General features: G+C 70.5%; 14 protein-coding genes and 2 tRNA genes. 12 read left to right on the forward strand and 4 right to left on the reverse strand.

Going from position 1 to position 15748, the window contains the following annotated elements:
* Positions 1-342 precede the first annotated feature (342 nt).
* From dnaN to ACOACO_RS02700, 8 genes are all read left to right on the forward strand, one after another.
* Entirely contained in the window at positions 343-1482 is a 1140-nt protein-coding gene (gene dnaN, locus ACOACO_RS02665; RefSeq protein ID WP_277501520.1) for a DNA polymerase III subunit beta, read from the forward strand.
* 149 nt (positions 1483-1631) lie between these two features.
* A complete protein-coding gene (gene gnd / locus ACOACO_RS02670; protein ID WP_420294709.1) occupies positions 1632-2573 on the forward strand; it encodes a phosphogluconate dehydrogenase (NAD(+)-dependent, decarboxylating) in 942 nt (313 codons plus the stop codon).
* Between the two features lie 7 nt (positions 2574-2580).
* Positions 2581-3735: a DNA replication/repair protein RecF gene (gene recF, locus ACOACO_RS02675; protein WP_420294710.1), complete on the forward strand. Its 1155-nt coding sequence runs from the start codon at positions 2581-2583 to the stop codon at positions 3733-3735.
* A gap of 73 nt (positions 3736-3808) precedes the next feature.
* Positions 3809-4408, forward strand: a complete 600-nt coding sequence (locus ACOACO_RS02680; RefSeq protein WP_420294711.1) for a DUF721 domain-containing protein — start codon at positions 3809-3811, stop codon at positions 4406-4408.
* A gap of 358 nt (positions 4409-4766) precedes the next feature.
* Positions 4767-6836 (forward strand): DNA topoisomerase (ATP-hydrolyzing) subunit B, encoded by a 2070-nt coding sequence (gene gyrB, locus ACOACO_RS02685; RefSeq protein ID WP_420296284.1) that lies wholly within the window; start codon positions 4767-4769, stop codon positions 6834-6836.
* 187 nt (positions 6837-7023) lie between these two features.
* Positions 7024-9714 (forward strand): DNA gyrase subunit A, encoded by a 2691-nt coding sequence (gene gyrA, locus ACOACO_RS02690; RefSeq protein WP_420296285.1) that lies wholly within the window; start codon positions 7024-7026, stop codon positions 9712-9714.
* The gene (locus tag ACOACO_RS02695) at positions 9714-10202 is read left to right on the forward strand and encodes a DUF3566 domain-containing protein (RefSeq protein WP_420294712.1); all 489 of its coding nucleotides are present in this window, start codon (positions 9714-9716) and stop codon (positions 10200-10202) included. Before gyrA ends, ACOACO_RS02695 begins: the two co-directional genes overlap by 1 nt.
* Before the next feature lie 184 nt (positions 10203-10386).
* Positions 10387-10463: transfer RNA gene (locus tag ACOACO_RS02700), tRNA-Ile, on the forward strand.
* A 48-nt stretch (positions 10464-10511) separates the two neighbouring features.
* On the opposite strand, the gene ACOACO_RS02705 is transcribed toward ACOACO_RS02700, so the two are convergent.
* Positions 10512-10835, reverse strand: coding sequence for a hypothetical protein (locus ACOACO_RS02705; RefSeq protein WP_420294713.1), 324 nt, complete (start codon positions 10833-10835; stop codon positions 10512-10514).
* Between the two features lie 71 nt (positions 10836-10906).
* On the opposite strand from ACOACO_RS02705, the gene ACOACO_RS02710 reads away from it, so the two are divergent.
* The gene (locus ACOACO_RS02710; protein ID WP_420294714.1) at positions 10907-11248 is read left to right on the forward strand and encodes a hypothetical protein; all 342 of its coding nucleotides are present in this window, start codon (positions 10907-10909) and stop codon (positions 11246-11248) included.
* 46 nt (positions 11249-11294) lie between these two features.
* On the opposite strand, the gene ACOACO_RS02715 is transcribed toward ACOACO_RS02710, so the two are convergent.
* Complete coding sequence (locus ACOACO_RS02715) at positions 11295-11876, reverse strand: DUF7255 family protein (RefSeq protein WP_420294715.1); 582 nt, start codon at positions 11874-11876, stop codon at positions 11295-11297.
* Between the two features lie 44 nt (positions 11877-11920).
* Between ACOACO_RS02715 and ACOACO_RS02720 the strand changes: the two genes are divergently transcribed.
* Positions 11921-12559 carry a hypothetical protein gene (locus ACOACO_RS02720; RefSeq protein WP_420294716.1) on the forward strand — a complete coding sequence of 213 codons (639 nt, stop codon included), beginning with the start codon at positions 11921-11923 and terminating at the stop codon, positions 12557-12559.
* 72 nt (positions 12560-12631) lie between these two features.
* On the opposite strand, the gene ACOACO_RS02725 is transcribed toward ACOACO_RS02720, so the two are convergent.
* A complete protein-coding gene (locus ACOACO_RS02725; protein WP_420294717.1) occupies positions 12632-13564 on the reverse strand; it encodes an esterase/lipase family protein in 933 nt (310 codons plus the stop codon).
* Positions 13565-13729: 165 nt separating this feature from the next.
* Here ACOACO_RS02725 and ACOACO_RS02730 point away from each other — a divergent pair, with 165 nt between their 5' ends.
* Together ACOACO_RS02730 and ACOACO_RS02735 are read left to right on the forward strand one after the other, a co-directional pair.
* Entirely contained in the window at positions 13730-13852 is a 123-nt protein-coding gene (locus tag ACOACO_RS02730; protein ID WP_420294718.1) for a DLW-39 family protein, read from the forward strand.
* 46 nt (positions 13853-13898) lie between these two features.
* Positions 13899-13971: transfer RNA gene (locus ACOACO_RS02735), tRNA-Ala, on the forward strand.
* A gap of 505 nt (positions 13972-14476) precedes the next feature.
* Here ACOACO_RS02735 and ACOACO_RS02740 read toward each other — a convergent pair.
* The gene (locus ACOACO_RS02740; protein ID WP_420294719.1) at positions 14477-15709 is read right to left on the reverse strand and encodes a hypothetical protein; all 1233 of its coding nucleotides are present in this window, start codon (positions 15707-15709) and stop codon (positions 14477-14479) included.
* Positions 15710-15748: the final 39 nt, after the last annotated feature.

The raw sequence follows: 15748 nt of genomic DNA on the forward strand, positions 1-15748 counted from the left end.
CACCTGACCTGGGCGGACAGCACTTCTCCACAGAGTGCACAGCACCTATGACCCCTCCCTCCTGACATCCGGATCCGATTCCTCGTCGACCCCCACCCGGCCCTCTCCCTGGGGATGACCGAGCCCGCACGGCACGCAACCGGCACGCCAGGAGCACCTCGCGGTCACGTCGACGGGCGACCCGGGACCGGCCGACGACCGTGAATCACACGGATCCCTCCGCCCAGCGGTCCCGCGACCTCGACGCACGTGGCAGGATGCGATTCCCACCCGTGCGTGCCGACGTCGTGTGATTCGCACGCCGCCCCGGCCCCGAACGGACCGCCACCAGGAGGACCTGCAGTGAAGTTCCGCGTCGAACGCGACGTCCTCGCCGACGCCGTCGCCTGGGCTGCTCGCAGCCTGCCCGTGCGTCCGAGCGTCCCCGTCCTCGCCGGCCTCCTCGTCGAGGCGAAGCAGGACGGTCTGGTGCTGTCCACCTTCGACTACGAGACCTCGGCCCGCGCGACGCTCGCGGCCGACGTCGTCGACGAGGGCACCGTGCTCGTCAGCGGCCGTCTCCTCGCCGACATCACCCGCAGCCTGCCGAACAAGCCGGTCGAGATGACCCTCGACGGCGCCCGCGTCTCGCTGGTCTGCGGCTCGGCGCGCTTCACGCTGCAGACGCTGCCGGTCGACGAGTACCCCTCGCTGCCGCAGATGCCGACCGCCACCGGCACGGTGCGCAGCGACGTCTTCGCCCACTCGGTCGCCCAGGCCGTCACCGCCGCGGGCCGCGACGACATGCTCCCGGTGCTCACCGGTGTGCGCATCGAGATCGACGGCACGACGATCTCGCTGCTGGCCACCGACCGCTTCCGCCTCTCGCAGCGCGAGCTGGAGTGGGAGCCCCGCACGCCCGACGAGTCGCTCGCCGCGCTCGTCCCGGCCAAGGTGCTCGCCGACACCGCCAAGTCGCTGACCGCCGGCACCGAGGTCACCATCGCGCTCTCCGCCAGCGGCTCGGGCGAGGGCATCATCGGCTTCGAGGGCGCCGCGAACGGCGGGGTGCGCCGTACGACGACGCGCCTGCTCGACGGCGAGTTCCCCAAGGTCCGCAGCCTGTTCCCCAACGAGCACCTGACGGTCGCCACGATCGAGAAGGCCGCGCTGGTCGAGTCGGTCAAGCGCGTCTCGCTCGTCGCGGAGCGCAACACCGCGGTGCAGATGGCCTTCTCCGACGGCGTCCTCACGCTCGACGCCGGCTCGGGCGACGAGGCCCAGGCCTCCGAGTCGATCGAGGCGGCCATCGACGGCGGCGACATCGTCACCGGCTTCAACCCCCAGTTCCTCCTCGACGGCCTCACCGCCATCGACCAGCCCGTCGTCAAGCTCGCCTTCACCCAGGCCTCCAAGCCCGTGGTGATGAGCGGCGTCGTCGACGAGGGCGAGCAGGACCCGGGCTTCCGCTACCTGCTGATGCCGCGCCGCCTGCTCTCCTGACCCCTCGGCGGGGTACGCCGCCCGTTGGCGCCGCTGCGTAGCGTCGTACGCAGGTGCGCGGGCCCCGCGCCCGCCCCACCGCACACACCCACCCCGGACACACCCGGACACGAACCCCCGGACACGACACGCCTGCAGAGGAGCTCGCCATGGAGATCGGCCTCATCGGACTCGGCAAGATGGGCGGCAACATGCGGGAGCGGTTGCGCCGCGGCGGCCACACGGTCGCCGGGTTCGACCGCAACCCCGACCTGGCCGACGTCGACAGCCTCGAGGCGATGGTCGAGGCGCTCCCCTCGCCCCGCGTCGTCTGGGTGATGGTGCCGGCCGGCGGCCCGACCCACGACACGATCACCGCGCTCGGCGACCTGCTGAGCGAGGGCGACCTCGTCGTCGACGGCGGCAACTCCCGCTGGACCGACGACCAGGCCCACGCCGAGCAGCTCGGCGCGAAGGGCATCGGCTTCGTCGACTGCGGCGTCTCCGGCGGCGTCTGGGGCCTGGAGAACGGCTACGCGCTGATGTACGGCGGCACCCCCGAGGACGTCGCCAAGGTGCAGCCGGTCTTCGACACCCTCAAGCCCGAGGGCGAGTTCGGCGCCGTGCACGCCGGCAAGGTCGGCGCCGGCCACTTCTCGAAGATGGTCCACAACGGCATCGAGTACGCGATCATGCAGTCCTACGCCGAGGGCTGGGAGCTGCTCGAGAAGGTCGACATGGTCGACAACGTCACCGAGGTCTTCCGCTCGTGGCGCGAGGGCACGGTCATCCGCTCGTGGCTGCTCGACCTCCTCGTCGCCGCGCTGGACGACGACCCCGACCTGGCATCGATCCGCGGGTACGCCGAGGACTCGGGTGAGGGCCGCTGGACCGTCGAGGCCGGCATCGAGAACGCGGTCGCCACGCCGGCGATCACCGCGGCGCTCTACGCCCGCTTCGTCTCCCGCCAGGACGACTCCCCCGCCATGAAGGCGATCGCCGCGATGCGCAACCAGTTCGGCGGCCACGCCGTCCACACCGCCGCCCCCGCCGGCGGTGACGCGCCCGAGTCCGGCGAGCAGACCGGTACGGCGCACCCCGCCCAGCGCTGACCCGTTCGTGCACGTCGCCCACCTCTCCCTCCACGACTTCCGCTCCTACGGCACGCTCGAGCTGCCGCTGGAGGCGGGGGTGGGCGCGTTCCTGGGGCGCAACGGCCAGGGGAAGACGAACCTCGTCGAGGCGATCGACTACCTGTCGCGGCTCTCGTCGCACCGGGTCGCCTCCGACGCCCCGCTCGTGCGGCACGGCGCGGAGCGGGCGGTGGTGCGGGCGGCGGTCGTGCGCGACGGCCGCAGCGCCACCCTCGAGGTGGAGATCAACCCGGGCAAGGCGAACCGCGCGCGGGTCAACCGCTCGGCGCTCCCCCGCGCCCGTGAGCTCATCGGCCTGGTGCGCACGGTCGTCTTCGCGCCCGACGACCTCGCGCTCGTCAAGGGCGACCCGACCGAGCGCCGTCACTTCCTCGACGACCTGCTGGTGCTGCGCTCGCCGCGGTACGCCGGGGTCCGCGCCGACTACGACCGCGTGCTGCGCCAGCGCAACACGCTGCTGAAGACGGCCGGCGCCGCGCGCCGCGGCGCCTCGCTCGACGCGTCGCTGGCCACCCTCGACGTCTGGGACTCCCACCTCGTCGAGGTCGGCAGCCAGCTGCTCGCCGCGCGGGTCGCGCTGGTGCACGAGCTGCGCCCCTACCTGGCGCAGGCGTACGCCGCGGTGGCACGCGGCGCGGGGCGGGACGCGGCCGACGTCGTCTACCGCTCCTCGGTCGAGCTGCCCGAGGGCGAGGACCGCCCGAGCGCGGCGTCGCTGACGGAGCCGTTCCTCGCCGGGCTCGCGGAGCGCCGCAAGGACGAGCTCGACCGCGGCCACTCGCTCGTCGGGCCGCACCGCGACGACCTGCTCTGCACGCTGGCGTCGGCGGAGACGCGGTTGCCGGTCAAGGGCTACGCCTCGCACGGGGAGTCGTGGTCGTTCGCGCTGGCGCTGCGGCTGGCGTCGTACGACCTGCTGCGCGACGACGGCGACGACCCGATCCTCGTGCTCGACGACGTCTTCGCCGAGCTCGACGCGGGCCGGCGCGACCAGCTCGCCGAGCTCGTCGCCGGAGCCGAGCAGGTGCTCGTCACCGCCGCCGTGGCCGAGGACGTGCCGCCCGCCCTGGCCGGGGCGCGCTACCGCGTCGCCGGAGGCGAGGTGCACCGTGAGCCCTGAGGTGCCGGAGGGACCGGTGGGATCCGAGGGATCGGAGCACACGGACGGGACGGACGAGGCTGTCCCTACAGGTGTGGAGAACCCTGGGGATAACCCCGCGGAGGATCCTGCGGACCCCGCCGCGCCGCCGCACGACGCCGCCGGGCTCGACCTGGCCCGGGCCGCCGCGCGCGCCGCGGCCGCCGCGGGCGGACCCCCCGGCCTGCCGGGCGGGGGGCGTCGCCGTACGACGGGGGGCACCGGCTGGGTCGGCGCTCCCGACCGCCGACGAGGGCGCAGCAAGGGACCGACGTTCTCCGGCTCGCGGCCCGACGACCGTGACCCGCAGGGGGTGGAGGGGGAGGTACGACGCCTCGTCGCCCAGCGCGGGTGGGAGCTCGACCTGCGGGTGCACGGGGTGTTCGGGCGCTGGGCCGAGCTGGTCGGGCCCGACGTCGCGGAGCACTCGACGCCCGAGTCGTTCGTCGACGGGCGCCTCGTGGTGCGCGCCCGCGCGACCGCCTGGGCCACGCAGCTGCGGCTGCTGGCGCCGACGCTGCTGCAGCGGATCAACACCGAGCTGGGCTCCGGCACGGTCACGGCCATCGAGGTGCTCGGCCCGCAGGGGCCGTCGTGGAAGAAGGGCCCGCGCAGCGTGCGCGACGGCCGGGGGCCGCGCGACACCTACGGGTGAGGCCGGGGCCGGGAGACCCCGGACGGCGTGAGCGCGCAGGAGACGATCTGCGGGCCTCGCGGTGGTGGGGGGACCCACCCGGCACCCTGCGCGCCCCTCCACGGTGGGTTCCCGAGCCGCCTGAGGCGGTCCGCGTCCACGACTCGCCCCCCGGCCTGGGGACGCCTGCGTGTCTCCGGGCCTCCACGGCGGTAGGATGGCGAACGGTGACCGTCCTCGGGCGGTCATCGCGTGTGTCGCGGCTGCCGGTCGCGGACCGGGTCGAGGAGAAGAGGGAACGCGCGTGAGCGACGACGAGCAGATCGAGACGCCGGGAGTGCCGGAGACGCCCGAGATGCCCGGGAGCGCCGACGAGGCGATGGCCCAGCCGGTGTCGGCGTCCATCGTCGACGACGGGGCCTACGACGCGTCCGCGATCCAGGTGCTCGAGGGCCTCGAGGCCGTCCGCAAGCGCCCGGGCATGTACATCGGCTCGACCGGTGCCCGCGGCCTGCACCACCTCATCTGGGAGATCGTGGACAACGCGGTCGACGAGGCGCTCGCCGGCCACTGCGACCGCATCGTCGTGACGCTGACCGACGACGGCGCGATCCGCGTGGAGGACAACGGTCGCGGCATCCCGACCGACACCGCCCCCGGCCAGGAGCTGCCGGCCGTGACGCTGGCGCTGACCGTGCTGCACGCGGGCGGCAAGTTCGGCGGCGGCGGCTACAAGGTCTCCGGTGGTCTGCACGGCGTGGGCGTGTCGGTCGTGAACGCCCTGTCGAGCCGCCTCGTCGTCGAGGTGAAGAACCGCGGCCACCTGTGGCGCCAGTCCTTCCAGCTCGGCGCGCCCGACGGGCCGCTGGAGAAGGTCCGCCCGATGGAGGAGGGCGAGGACACCGGAACGACCGTCTCGTTCTGGGCCAGCGAGGAGATCTTCGAGACGACGGAGTACTCGCTGGAGACCATCACCTCGCGCATCCGCGAGATGGCCTTCCTCAACAAGGGCCTGGAGATCGTCGTGCGCGACGACCGTCCGGCGGCCTCCGGCATCGCCGACGCGGTCGAGGACGACACGATCGACGAGTCGGTCGACGGCGGGCACGACGCGCTGACCCGGGGCGCGGGCGGCGGCCTCGAGCAGGTCTTCCGCTACGACCGCGGCCTCGTCGACTACGTCGAGCACCTCAACCGCAGCAAGGCCGTGGCCAACCCGACCGTCATCTCCTTCGAGGCCCAGACGCCCGACAGCGTCGAGAACCACATGAGCCTCGAGGTCGCGATGCAGTGGAACACCTCGTACAACGAGTCGGTCCACACGTTCGCGAACACGATCAACACCCACGAGGGCGGCACGCACGAGGAGGGCTTCCGCGCGGCGCTCACCTCGCTCGTCAACAACTGGGGCGAGACGTGGGGCCTGGTGAAGAAGAAGGAGGACCGGGTCTCGGGCGAGGACATCCGCGAGGGCCTCACCGCGATCATCTCCATCAAGCTGGGCGAGCCGCAGTTCGAGGGCCAGACGAAGACCAAGCTCGGCAACACCGAGGCCAAGGGCTTCACGCAGCGCGTCGTCAACGAGCAGCTGGGCGACTGGTTCGAGCGGAACCCGGCCGAGGGCAAGGACATCGTCCGCAAGGCGCAGTCCGCGGCGCACGCGCGCATCGCGGCCCGCAAGGCGCGCGACCTGGCCCGCGACCGCAAGGGCCTGCTCGGCCGCAGCGGCCTGCCGGGCAAGCTGAGCGACTGCCAGTCGACGAACCCCGCCGAGTGCGAGGTGTTCATCGTCGAGGGCGACTCCGCCGGCGGCTCCGCGCGCCAGGGGCGCGACCCGCGCGTGCAGGCGATCCTCCCGATCCGCGGCAAGATCCTCAACGTCGAGAAGGCGCGCATCGACAAGGTCCTGGGCAACCAGGAGGTGCAGTCGATCATCTCCGCGCTCGGCACGGGCATCACCGAGGAGTTCGACCTCGCCAAGCTGCGCTACCACAAGGTCGTGCTGATGGCCGACGCCGACGTCGACGGCCACCACATCAACACGCTGCTGCTGACGCTGCTGTTCCGCTTCATGCGCCCGCTCATCGAGAACGGCCACGTCTACATGGCGCAGCCGCCGCTCTACCGCCTGCGGTGGAACAAGCCGGCCGAGCACGAGTTCGTCTACTCCGATGCCGAGCGCGACGCGCTGCTGAAGGCCGGGCACGACGCCGGCAAGAAGCTGCCGAAGGAGAACCCGGTGCAGCGCTACAAGGGTCTGGGCGAGATGAACGCCAAGGAGCTGTGGGAGACCACGATGGATCCCGACCAGCGCCTGCTGCTCCAGGTGACGCTGGACGACGCCGCCCACGCCGACGAGATCTTCTCGATCCTCATGGGCGAGGACGTCGAGCAGCGCCGCTCGTTCATCCAGCGCAACGCCAAGGACGTCCGCTTCCTCGACATCTAGGACCTGCCGGCGGGGCACGGCGGCGCGTGTCGCCGCACCTCGTCAGGAGAGTCTCCACCGATCTACAGCTGTTCCTAGATTCATCTAGAACTCCGGAGAGAGAGCAATCGTGACCGAGACCCCCACCGACGGCGGCCTGCCGCTGGGGCCTGGCGGCCGCATCGAGCACGTCGAGCTGCAGACCTCGATGCAGCGCGCCTACATCGACTACGCGATGGCGGTCATCGTCGGTCGCGCGCTGCCCGACGTGCGGGACGGCCTGAAGCCGGTGCACCGGCGCGTGCTCTACGCGATGTACGACGGCGGGTACCGCCCCGACCGCGGCTTCAGCAAGTGCAGCCGCGTCGTCGGTGACGTGATGGGTCAGTACCACCCGCACGGCGACACGGCGATCTACGACACCCTCGTGCGTCTCGCGCAGCCGTGGGTCATGCGCGCGCCGCTCATCCAGGGCCAGGGCAACTTCGGCTCGCCGGGCAACGACGGCGCGGCGGCCATGCGGTACACCGAGTGCCGCATGGCGCCGCTCGCGCTCGAGATGGTGCGGGACATCGACGAGGACACCGTCGACTTCCAGCCCAACTACGACGGCCGCTCGCAGGAGCCGACGGTGCTGCCGTCGCGCTACCCGAACCTGCTGGTCAACGGCTCGGCCGGCATCGCGGTCGGCATGGCGACCAACATCCCGCCGCACAACCTGCGCGAGGTCGCCGCCGGCGTGCAGTGGGCGATCGAGCACCCGGACGCGACGCGCGAGGAGCTGCAGGACGCGCTCATCGAGCGCATCAAGGGCCCCGACTTCCCCCGGGGCGCGCTCATCGTGGGCACCCAGGGCATCGAGCAGACCTACCGCACGGGCCGCGGCTCGGTCACGCAGCGCGCGGTCATCGACGTCGACGAGGACAGCCGCGGGCGCACCGTGCTGGTCATCACCGAGCTGCCCTACATGGTCAACCCGGACAACCTGGCGCTGAAGATCGCCGAGCTCGCCGACTCCGGCAAGGTGCAGGGCATCGCGGACGTCCGCGACGACACCTCCGACCGCACCGGCCAGCGGCTCGTCGTCGTGCTCAAGCGCGACGCCGTGGCCCGGGTGGTGCTCAACAACCTGCTCAAGCACACCGAGCTGCAGACCAACTTCAGCGCCAACATGCTGGCCCTGGTCGACGGCGTGCCGCGCACGCTGACGATCGACCAGTTCATCAGCAACTGGCTGACCCACCAGATCGAGGTCATCCAGCGGCGCACGCGCTACCGGCTCCGCAAGGCGGAGGAGGACGCGCACGTGTGGCGCGGCCTCGTGAAGGCGCTCGACGCGCTCGACGAGGTCATCGCCCTCATCCGCCGCTCCCCCGACGTCGACGAGGCCCGCCAGGGGCTGATCCAGCTGCTCGACATCGACGAGGTGCAGGCCGACGCCATCCTCGCGATGCAGCTGCGGCGCCTCGCGGCGCTGGAGCGCCAGAAGATCATCGACCGGTTGGCCGAGCTCGAGCTGATCATCGCGGACCTGAAGGACATCCTCGCCAACGAGGCGCGCCAGCGGCAGATCGTCTCCGACGAGCTCGCGGCGATCGTGGACAAGTACGGCGACGACCGCCGTACCCAGATCATCGCGGCCGCCGGCGACATGTCGATGGAGGACCTCATCCCCGACGAGGACCTCGTCGTCTCCATCACGCGGGGCGGCTACGCCAAGCGCACCCGCGCCGACCTGTACCGCACGCAGAAGCGTGGCGGGAAGGGCGTGCGCGGCGCCTCGCTGCGCGGGGACGACGTCGTGGAGCACTTCATCGCGACGACGAACCACCACTGGCTGCTGTTCTTCACCACCGCCGGGCGGGTCTACCGCACGAAGGCCTACAACCTGCCCGAGGCGAGCCGGGACGCGAAGGGCGGCCACGTGGCCGGCCTGCTGAGCTTCCAGCCCGACGAGGAGATCGCCCAGGTGCTGGCGATCCGCGACTACGAGCAGGCTCCCTACCTGGTGCTCGCCACCCGCAACGGGCTGGTGAAGAAGACCCGCCTGGGCGACTACAACTCCCCGCGCCAGGCCGGCGTCATCGCGATCAACTTCCGCGAGGACGACGACGAGCTCATCGGCGCCGAGCTGGTGGACGACCGCGACGAGATCCTGCTGGTGTCCCGCAAGGGCCAGGCGATCCGCTTCGCGGCCGACGACACCCAGCTGCGCCCAATGGGTCGCGCGACCTCCGGCGTGACGGGCATGAAGTTCCGCGCGGGCGACGCGCTGCTGTCGATGTCGGTCATCCGGGCCGCGCAGGTCGAGGCGGAGGAGGCGGCCGAGGCCGCTGCCGCCGAGGCGGGTGCGTCGACGGAGGCCGGCGAGCTGCCGGGCGTGAAGGAGCAGTACGTCTTCACCATCACCGACGGCGGCTTCGCGAAGCGCACGCGCATCAGCGACTACCGCAGCCAGTCGCGCGGCGGCCTGGGCATCAAGGCGATGGCGCTGGCGAACGAGGACCGCGGCTCGCTCGTGGGCGCGTTCATCGTGGAGGAGGGCGACGAGATCCTCTCCATCACCCAGTCCGGCCAGGTCGTGCGCAGCCCGATCAACGAGGACTTCCGCGCCACCGGTCGCTCGACCATGGGCGTGAAGTTCGTCAGCCCGAAGGCCAACGACGCCGTCGCCGTGGTCGCCCGCTCCGTCGAGGCCCGCGCCGAGGAGATCCTCGACGAGGCCGAGGAGGCCGGCGAGCTCAGCGGTGAGCCGAGCGCCGACGCCGACTCGACCATCGACGCCGAGGCGGTGGCCGGTTCACCGGAGGGTGGCACAATCGCGGGGGATGAGTCCGCTGGCGCGACCGGAAGTGCCGACGGCGACAGCGACGACGCAGAAGGCGAGGACGAGGTCTGATGGCCAACGACGCCACCTCCACCCGCACGACGACGGCGCCGCGGCCGCCCCAGAAGCGGCCCCCCGGCCAGGGCGCGGGCAGCACCTCGCCGACCCAGCTGCGCAAGCGGCGGGTACGCCGGGCACAGCTGCGGCTCACCCGCATCGACCCGTGGTCGGTGATGAAGACGGCGTTCCTGCTCTCCATCGCCTTCGCGGTCGTGACCGTCGTGTCGGTCTTCATCGTGTGGAGCGTGCTCGGCGCCGCCGGCGTGTGGGACTCGATCAACTCCACCATCGCCGACGTGCTGGGCTCCGAGGGCAGCGGTGACTTCGACGTGCAGAACTACGTCGGCATGTCCCGCGTGCTGGGCCTGACGATGCTGATCTCCGCGGTGAACGTCATCCTCATCACCGCCATGGCGACCCTCGGCGCGTTCCTCTACAACCTCGCCGCCGCGCTCCTCGGCGGCATCGAGGTCACCCTGGCGGAGGAGAGCGACCGCTGAGCCCTCGGTGGTTGAGGTGGGCGCGGCAGCGCCCGAACCGGTGGTTGAGGCGGGCGCGTCAGCGCCCGGTGTCGGTGGTTGAGGTGGCCGCGTCAGCGGCCCTCGAAACCACGGCGTCACCCAGTTTTGGCGGGACGAACACGCTCCGGTAGCATTCCGCGCGGCGTACGTCGTTCCGCCACCCGGGCCTATAGCTCAGACGGTTAGAGCGCTTCCCTGATAAGGAAGAGGTCACAGGTTCAAGTCCTGTTAGGCCCACCACCGCAGCGCCCCACGGACCACCGTGGGGCGTTGTCGCGTTCCTGGCCCTTACGGCGCGGCCAGCGGCGCGATCCGGTAGGTCGCCGCGTGCTCCGCCCCGTCGATCCACTCCTCCTCGAGCCGGCTCTGCTCGGCCGCGACGGCGGCGGCCAGCGCGTCGCGGTAGGGGCCGGCGACACCGATCTGTCCGGTGCGCGCGTCCTCCCGGAGCACGACGTGGGGCGCGTCGAGGTCGGCGACCGCCGCAGAGACGATGGCGTCGCGCAGGCACGCGGCGACCGCGGACAGGGCGTCGCCGCGCCGGGGGCCGAGGACGTCGCGCGAGGAGGAGGGCTCGGGAGGCTCGTGGGGAGGTGGGGTTGGCGTGCTCACGCAGGAAGGACGCTCTACCCGGCGTGGTCTTACGCCGACCCGGGCCCGGCCGGGCCGGTAGCGTTCCCGGGGTGAGCAGCGGACCGCGGTCGCGACGGTTGCGGTGGCCGGTGCCCGCGGTGGAGTTCGACCTGCCGGAGCTGCCCGAGCCGTACTTCCTCCGCTACTACCTCTACTCGCCGGGCAGGGCCCCGGACAGGGAGTTCCGCTACCGGCTCGAGCTGTACGAGCTGCGGAGGCTGCTCGGGTTCGTGCCGTGGCCGCGGATGCTGCTCCGGGAAGAGTTCCCGGCGTCGCAGATGAGCGACCCGGGCGGGCGCCGCTGGGCCGTCGCCACCTTCCTGCAGCGCGTCGTGGCCGAGGGGTACGTCGACGCGGACGCCCTGCCGGCGGGGATGCTGCGGGAGGAGTGAGCGGCGAGGTCGGACGACTGCCGGGACGCCTATCGGCGGAGCCGCGTCATTCGGCGCTGAGGGCAGCGAGTCGAGGCCGAACCCGTTCGTACGCGGCGGACCCGTCCCGGGCGGGCGCGGGCACCCGGATGAGCGGCGGGTGACCCATGGCCGGGACCACCAGGTCGCGCAGCGCGTCGTGGTAGGCGCGCTGACGCTGCCGACCCGCGTCGCCGAAGCCGACCGCGGGCTTTGACGCCCGGTAGCGGTCCGACCTGGGTGCCCAATCGGCACAGAGCTCGCGGTACTCGGCAAGGTCGAAGCCGAGCGGGGTCCCGGGCGGGTAGAGGTCGAGGCTGCGGAGCCGCCAGGAGGTGAAGTGCTGGGACTCGTCGACCTCGATGAACGTGCCGGACGGCTCGTGCAAGAAGTCGCCAGGCAGGGAGGTCAGACGCTTGGCCCGCTGCTGCGTCTCCACGCCGCCAAGTGCCTCGAAGATCCGGCCGAGCGTCTCGCGCACCTCGTGGGCTTCGAGGGGCAGACCGTAGTGACCTCGCTGGTTCAGCCACGGCACCCTCGCGCGTGTCAGCGCGATCCCGTCCGCAGCAGCGGCGTTCGCAAAGGCCCGTTCGCAGTCACCCACCGGCATGAATCTCACCCTATTGGCGGGTCCGGACTGCCACCATGGGACGCATGACGCCTATCGCGGGCTCCGTCGACCTGGCCACGGTCATGACGAACCTGAGCCAACAACGGCCGGTGTTCCACTCCGAGGCCGACTTCCAGTTCGCCCTGGCGCAAGCCATCGCGGCTGCCGATTCCTCCATCCAGGTGCGCCTTGAGGTGCGGCAGCCCGCCGAACGCGCCGAATACGTCGACATCGTGTGCCGGACCAAGGAGCGGCGGACGTTGATCGAGCTCAAGTACGCCACCGCCTCTTGGCGCGGTGAGGACGGCCAGGGCGAGCACTTCCAGCTGAAGAACCACGCTGCTTACGACCTGGCCCGCCGCTACTTCATCCACGACGTGCACCGTCTGGAGCGGTTCACCGAGCCCGCTTCTAACACCGACGGTTTGGCCGTCATGCTGACGAACGTGCCGGGCTTGTGGAACCCGCCCGCGGGTCGCGTGACCCGTGATGCGGACTTCCGGATCCACGAAGGCAGGACACTCGCGGGGCATCTGCAGTGGGCCAACGGAAGTGCTCCCCGGTTCGACCAGGACCTCGCTGGTACCTATACCGCCGAGTGGCACGACTACTGGCGCTTCGAGGGGGCCAACGGGCTGTTCCGCTGGTTGGCGTTTTCTGTCCGCAGCCGCCCCGCCTCCTGAACGCAGCAACGCCCCACGGGTGATCCGCGCGGCACGGCGAGGCGGCGGCGACTTCCGGCGTACCTGCTCAGGTCAGAGCGGCGGCCCGTACCCACCGCACGTCGGCCGGAAGCCCTCGGGCCCGTCGTTGAGCGCGTTGACGGTCAGCTGCAGCGTGGGCTCGTCGAGGAACAGCCCGACGTGGCCGACGCGGTTGTCGGCGCAGAGGTCCTGGAGCACGACGTTCTCGGCGCCGGGGATCGACTGGGTCGCCGAGGGCGTGACGACGGTGTCGTAGCGCGTCTGGATCGTCATGTAGTCGGGCCCGGCCGGCACGCTCGGGTCGGCGAGCAGCGCGTTCATGAACCGGCTGCCGCGCGCCTGGTCGGTGACGCCCGGCGCCTGCAGGAGGCTCGCGAACGCCTCGGCGAAGCCGAGCAGCCGCAGCGACTGCCCGAGGGTGGCGATGCCGTTGAGCGTGGTGCCGTTCTGGCTGCCGGCCCACGAGACGTAGTCGTCGATCTTCGCCGCGCCGCCGGCGGTCTTGATGTAGGCGTACGGCACGAGCCCACCCTGGCTGTGGCCGACGACGTCGACCTTCGCGGCGCCGGTGCGGGCGCGCACCTGGTCGACGAACGTGCCGAACGCGGTCACCGACCGGCTGACCTGCCCGAGCCCTCCGATGCGGCCGAGGGAGGAGAGCGTCATCCCGTAGTTCTGCGCGTAGACGCAGTAGCCCTCGTTGCGCAGCCGCGGCGCCAGCTTCACGAAGTTCGACCCGAAGTTCACGAACGTCGCGTGCTGCAGGATCACCGGGTCCGGGTGCTCCGGGCTCGGCACGCAGCCCCAGTCGTTGACGCCCCGCAGGTACCCCGGGCTCACCACGAAGTTCGTGACCGCCGTGGCGAGGCCCCCCTCGCGGTACGTCGTCGAGCTAGCGGCCTGCGCCGCCGTGCCCGAGCCGGCCGCGACGAGTCCGAGACTGAGGGCGAGGGCGCACGCGGCGGTGCGCAGCAGCTGCTTCATCGTTCTCCCGAGGTTCGCGGCGCCGCCCCGTTGTGACGCCGGCCACTGAGAGTACGGCGTTCTCACTCCGCTGGGGAGCCCCTCGCTCGCATCGGGCGGTGGGGTACGGCGCAGCGCCGTGCGGTAGATTCGCCCGCGTTCGAGACGCCTGGGAAGGGGCTCGCCATGAAGAAGATCGTGCTCACGCTGCTCGCCGTCGGCGGCGCAGTGCTGGCCAAGAAGAAGATGGACGAGAGCAAGGCCGAGCAGGCCCTGTGGGCCGAGGCCACCGACCCCGTCTCGAAGTGAACTTCGCGCCGCGCGAGCGGCGCGGCTGCGTCAGTACGACGCACGAGGGGCCTTGGCGCAATTGGTAGCGCACCTGCTTTGCAAGCAGGGGGTTAGGGGTTCGAGTCCCCTAGGCTCCACAGCGAGGAGTGAGGTGCAACCATTCTGCTCATCTACCTGACGTTTTCGGTGGGCGGCGAAATCGGCCGAGATGGTGAGCCGATCGGGCGCCGTGGCTCGGTGTTCGTGGGCCGACGACCGGGTCTTTTGATGTGAATCTGACACGAGACGTGAGCGTGAAAGACGCGGATTGCAACGCCGTGCCTCATCCAGAGATGGACGCTGTCTCGGGCTTCAAGTTCTCAGCCGCCCTTCCTCCATCGTTGGCTGTCCGCATCCTCAGAGAGAGACTCGCAGATGCCCAAGGAGCCAGGTCCGTGGTTCAGAGCTATCACGTTCGTCGGCCCCGCGACGCCTGATCTTCGTCGACGATCTGTCGAGGGTCGAATTGACTCAGGTTCTTGGTTTAGAAGGTGCCGCGGGAGATCTTCAAGGGCTCGTCGAACCTGATGATGTAGAGGCGCTCTGGTATGTCGAGGTCCTCCAGATGTCAGACGCCTGCAATCTCAATTGCGACGAGCCGGGTCAGTCCTCCAGTTCACCATCACTAGAGACTACCTGGACGACCTCGCCCGATGCAGTTCTCAAGAACCGCATCTCGAGCTCGGTGTCGACTGCCAGGGGAGCTGCGCCGGCGCGTACGTGGCGCTGCTTCTCCAACGCCTTTGATATCGACCAGCCGCCCTTCAGTTGAATCTCCGTGAACTGCGCGGTGAGCTCGTCCACGATCCTCACAGCTTCTTCTAGCTGATACCTCTGCGAGTCGACGAACTTGCGAAGCGCTTTGTAGGGGTTGTTTGGGTCGGCAAGCGCTACCGAAGCAGCGTCGGCGATTAAGGCCTTCCTTCGGATGGCGATGGCCCCGCGTGCCAGATGTAGTTCTCGAAAGAAGTCGTCGAGATTTTCGATCTTCTGGCCGAGGGCCGCTTCCAGCCAACGGAAGTCGACCTTGCCATCGACGTCCGTGAGGTTCTGGATGATGTTCTGATGGGTCTCCAAAAAGATCTGGCTGCGATGAAACTCGTCGTAGGCGCTCTTGAGCGCGAGGTCGAGCTCCACGTGGCGACCGTCGAGCATGAGACTTAGAGCGCGTGTCAACTGAGCGTCGGCCGAGCGCTGGGCACTCGCCCTCTCGTCGTAGGCGCGTTTTTCTTGCCGATCGAGCGTGTTCTCCACCCGGCGCTGATGGGCACGGACTTCTCGCTGAGCCATCATGTCGACGGCCATCACGGCGCCCGCAATGGCGAACGCTGGCCAGCCCGCCGCGATGGCGCCCCCGGCCGCGACGGGCTTCAGGACTGCGTGGGTCGTCTTGCCGCCCGTCCGGGAGAATCCCCTGAACCCTGAGACACCCATTGCTTCGACAAGTTCGGCACCCTTCGGCAGTACGACGCGGTACAGGGTCGGGCTGCTCGGGTTGAGAGCGTTCACGATGTCGACCATGGGCTTCTGCACCGCTGAGACTGGCACCGTTCGGTACTTGGTGAGTTCCGAGGCGCTCACCGGAAAGTACTCGACAGCTACTGGTGCCGCCGCGGTCTCGAGGGCAGCCCAGATGGTTTCCGAGTCGGATCCGGCAGACTGGAGGATCGTCTCCGAGACAAGGAGTCCCGCTGTCGGAAATACTCGGTGCTCGTTATCGTCCGTGGCGTACGCAGGGACGGAGATCCTGCGACGACGCCTAGTTCGCGCGTCCCACAGAAGACATCCGACGGCCAGCAAGACGACGGCCGAGATCGCGATGAGGGAGGGGATCACGGCCCCGAGGGTAGTTGCGATGAGCGCGAGGCGTGAGCC

The organism is Nocardioides sp. CPCC 205120 (assembly GCF_048654585.1).
In the GTDB taxonomy this organism is placed as follows: Bacteria; Actinomycetota; Actinomycetes; order Propionibacteriales; family Nocardioidaceae; genus Nocardioides.

Coding starts and splice junctions, on each gene's coding strand:
- ACOACO_RS02720 (WP_420294716.1), top strand. CDS start 11,921: ATGACGCCTATCGCGGGCTCCGTCGACCTGGCCACGGTCATGACGAAC.
- gyrB (WP_420296284.1), top strand. CDS start 4,767: ATGGCCCAGCCGGTGTCGGCGTCCATCGTCGACGACGGGGCCTACGAC.
- ACOACO_RS02725 (WP_420294717.1), bottom strand. CDS start 13,564: ATGAAGCAGCTGCTGCGCACCGCCGCGTGCGCCCTCGCCCTCAGTCTC.
- gyrA (WP_420296285.1), top strand. CDS start 7,024: ATGCAGCGCGCCTACATCGACTACGCGATGGCGGTCATCGTCGGTCGC.
- ACOACO_RS02730 (WP_420294718.1), top strand. CDS start 13,730: ATGAAGAAGATCGTGCTCACGCTGCTCGCCGTCGGCGGCGCAGTGCTG.
- ACOACO_RS02715 (WP_420294715.1), bottom strand. CDS start 11,876: ATGCCGGTGGGTGACTGCGAACGGGCCTTTGCGAACGCCGCTGCTGCG.
- ACOACO_RS02695 (WP_420294712.1), top strand. CDS start 9,714: ATGGCCAACGACGCCACCTCCACCCGCACGACGACGGCGCCGCGGCCG.
- gnd (WP_420294709.1), top strand. CDS start 1,632: ATGGAGATCGGCCTCATCGGACTCGGCAAGATGGGCGGCAACATGCGG.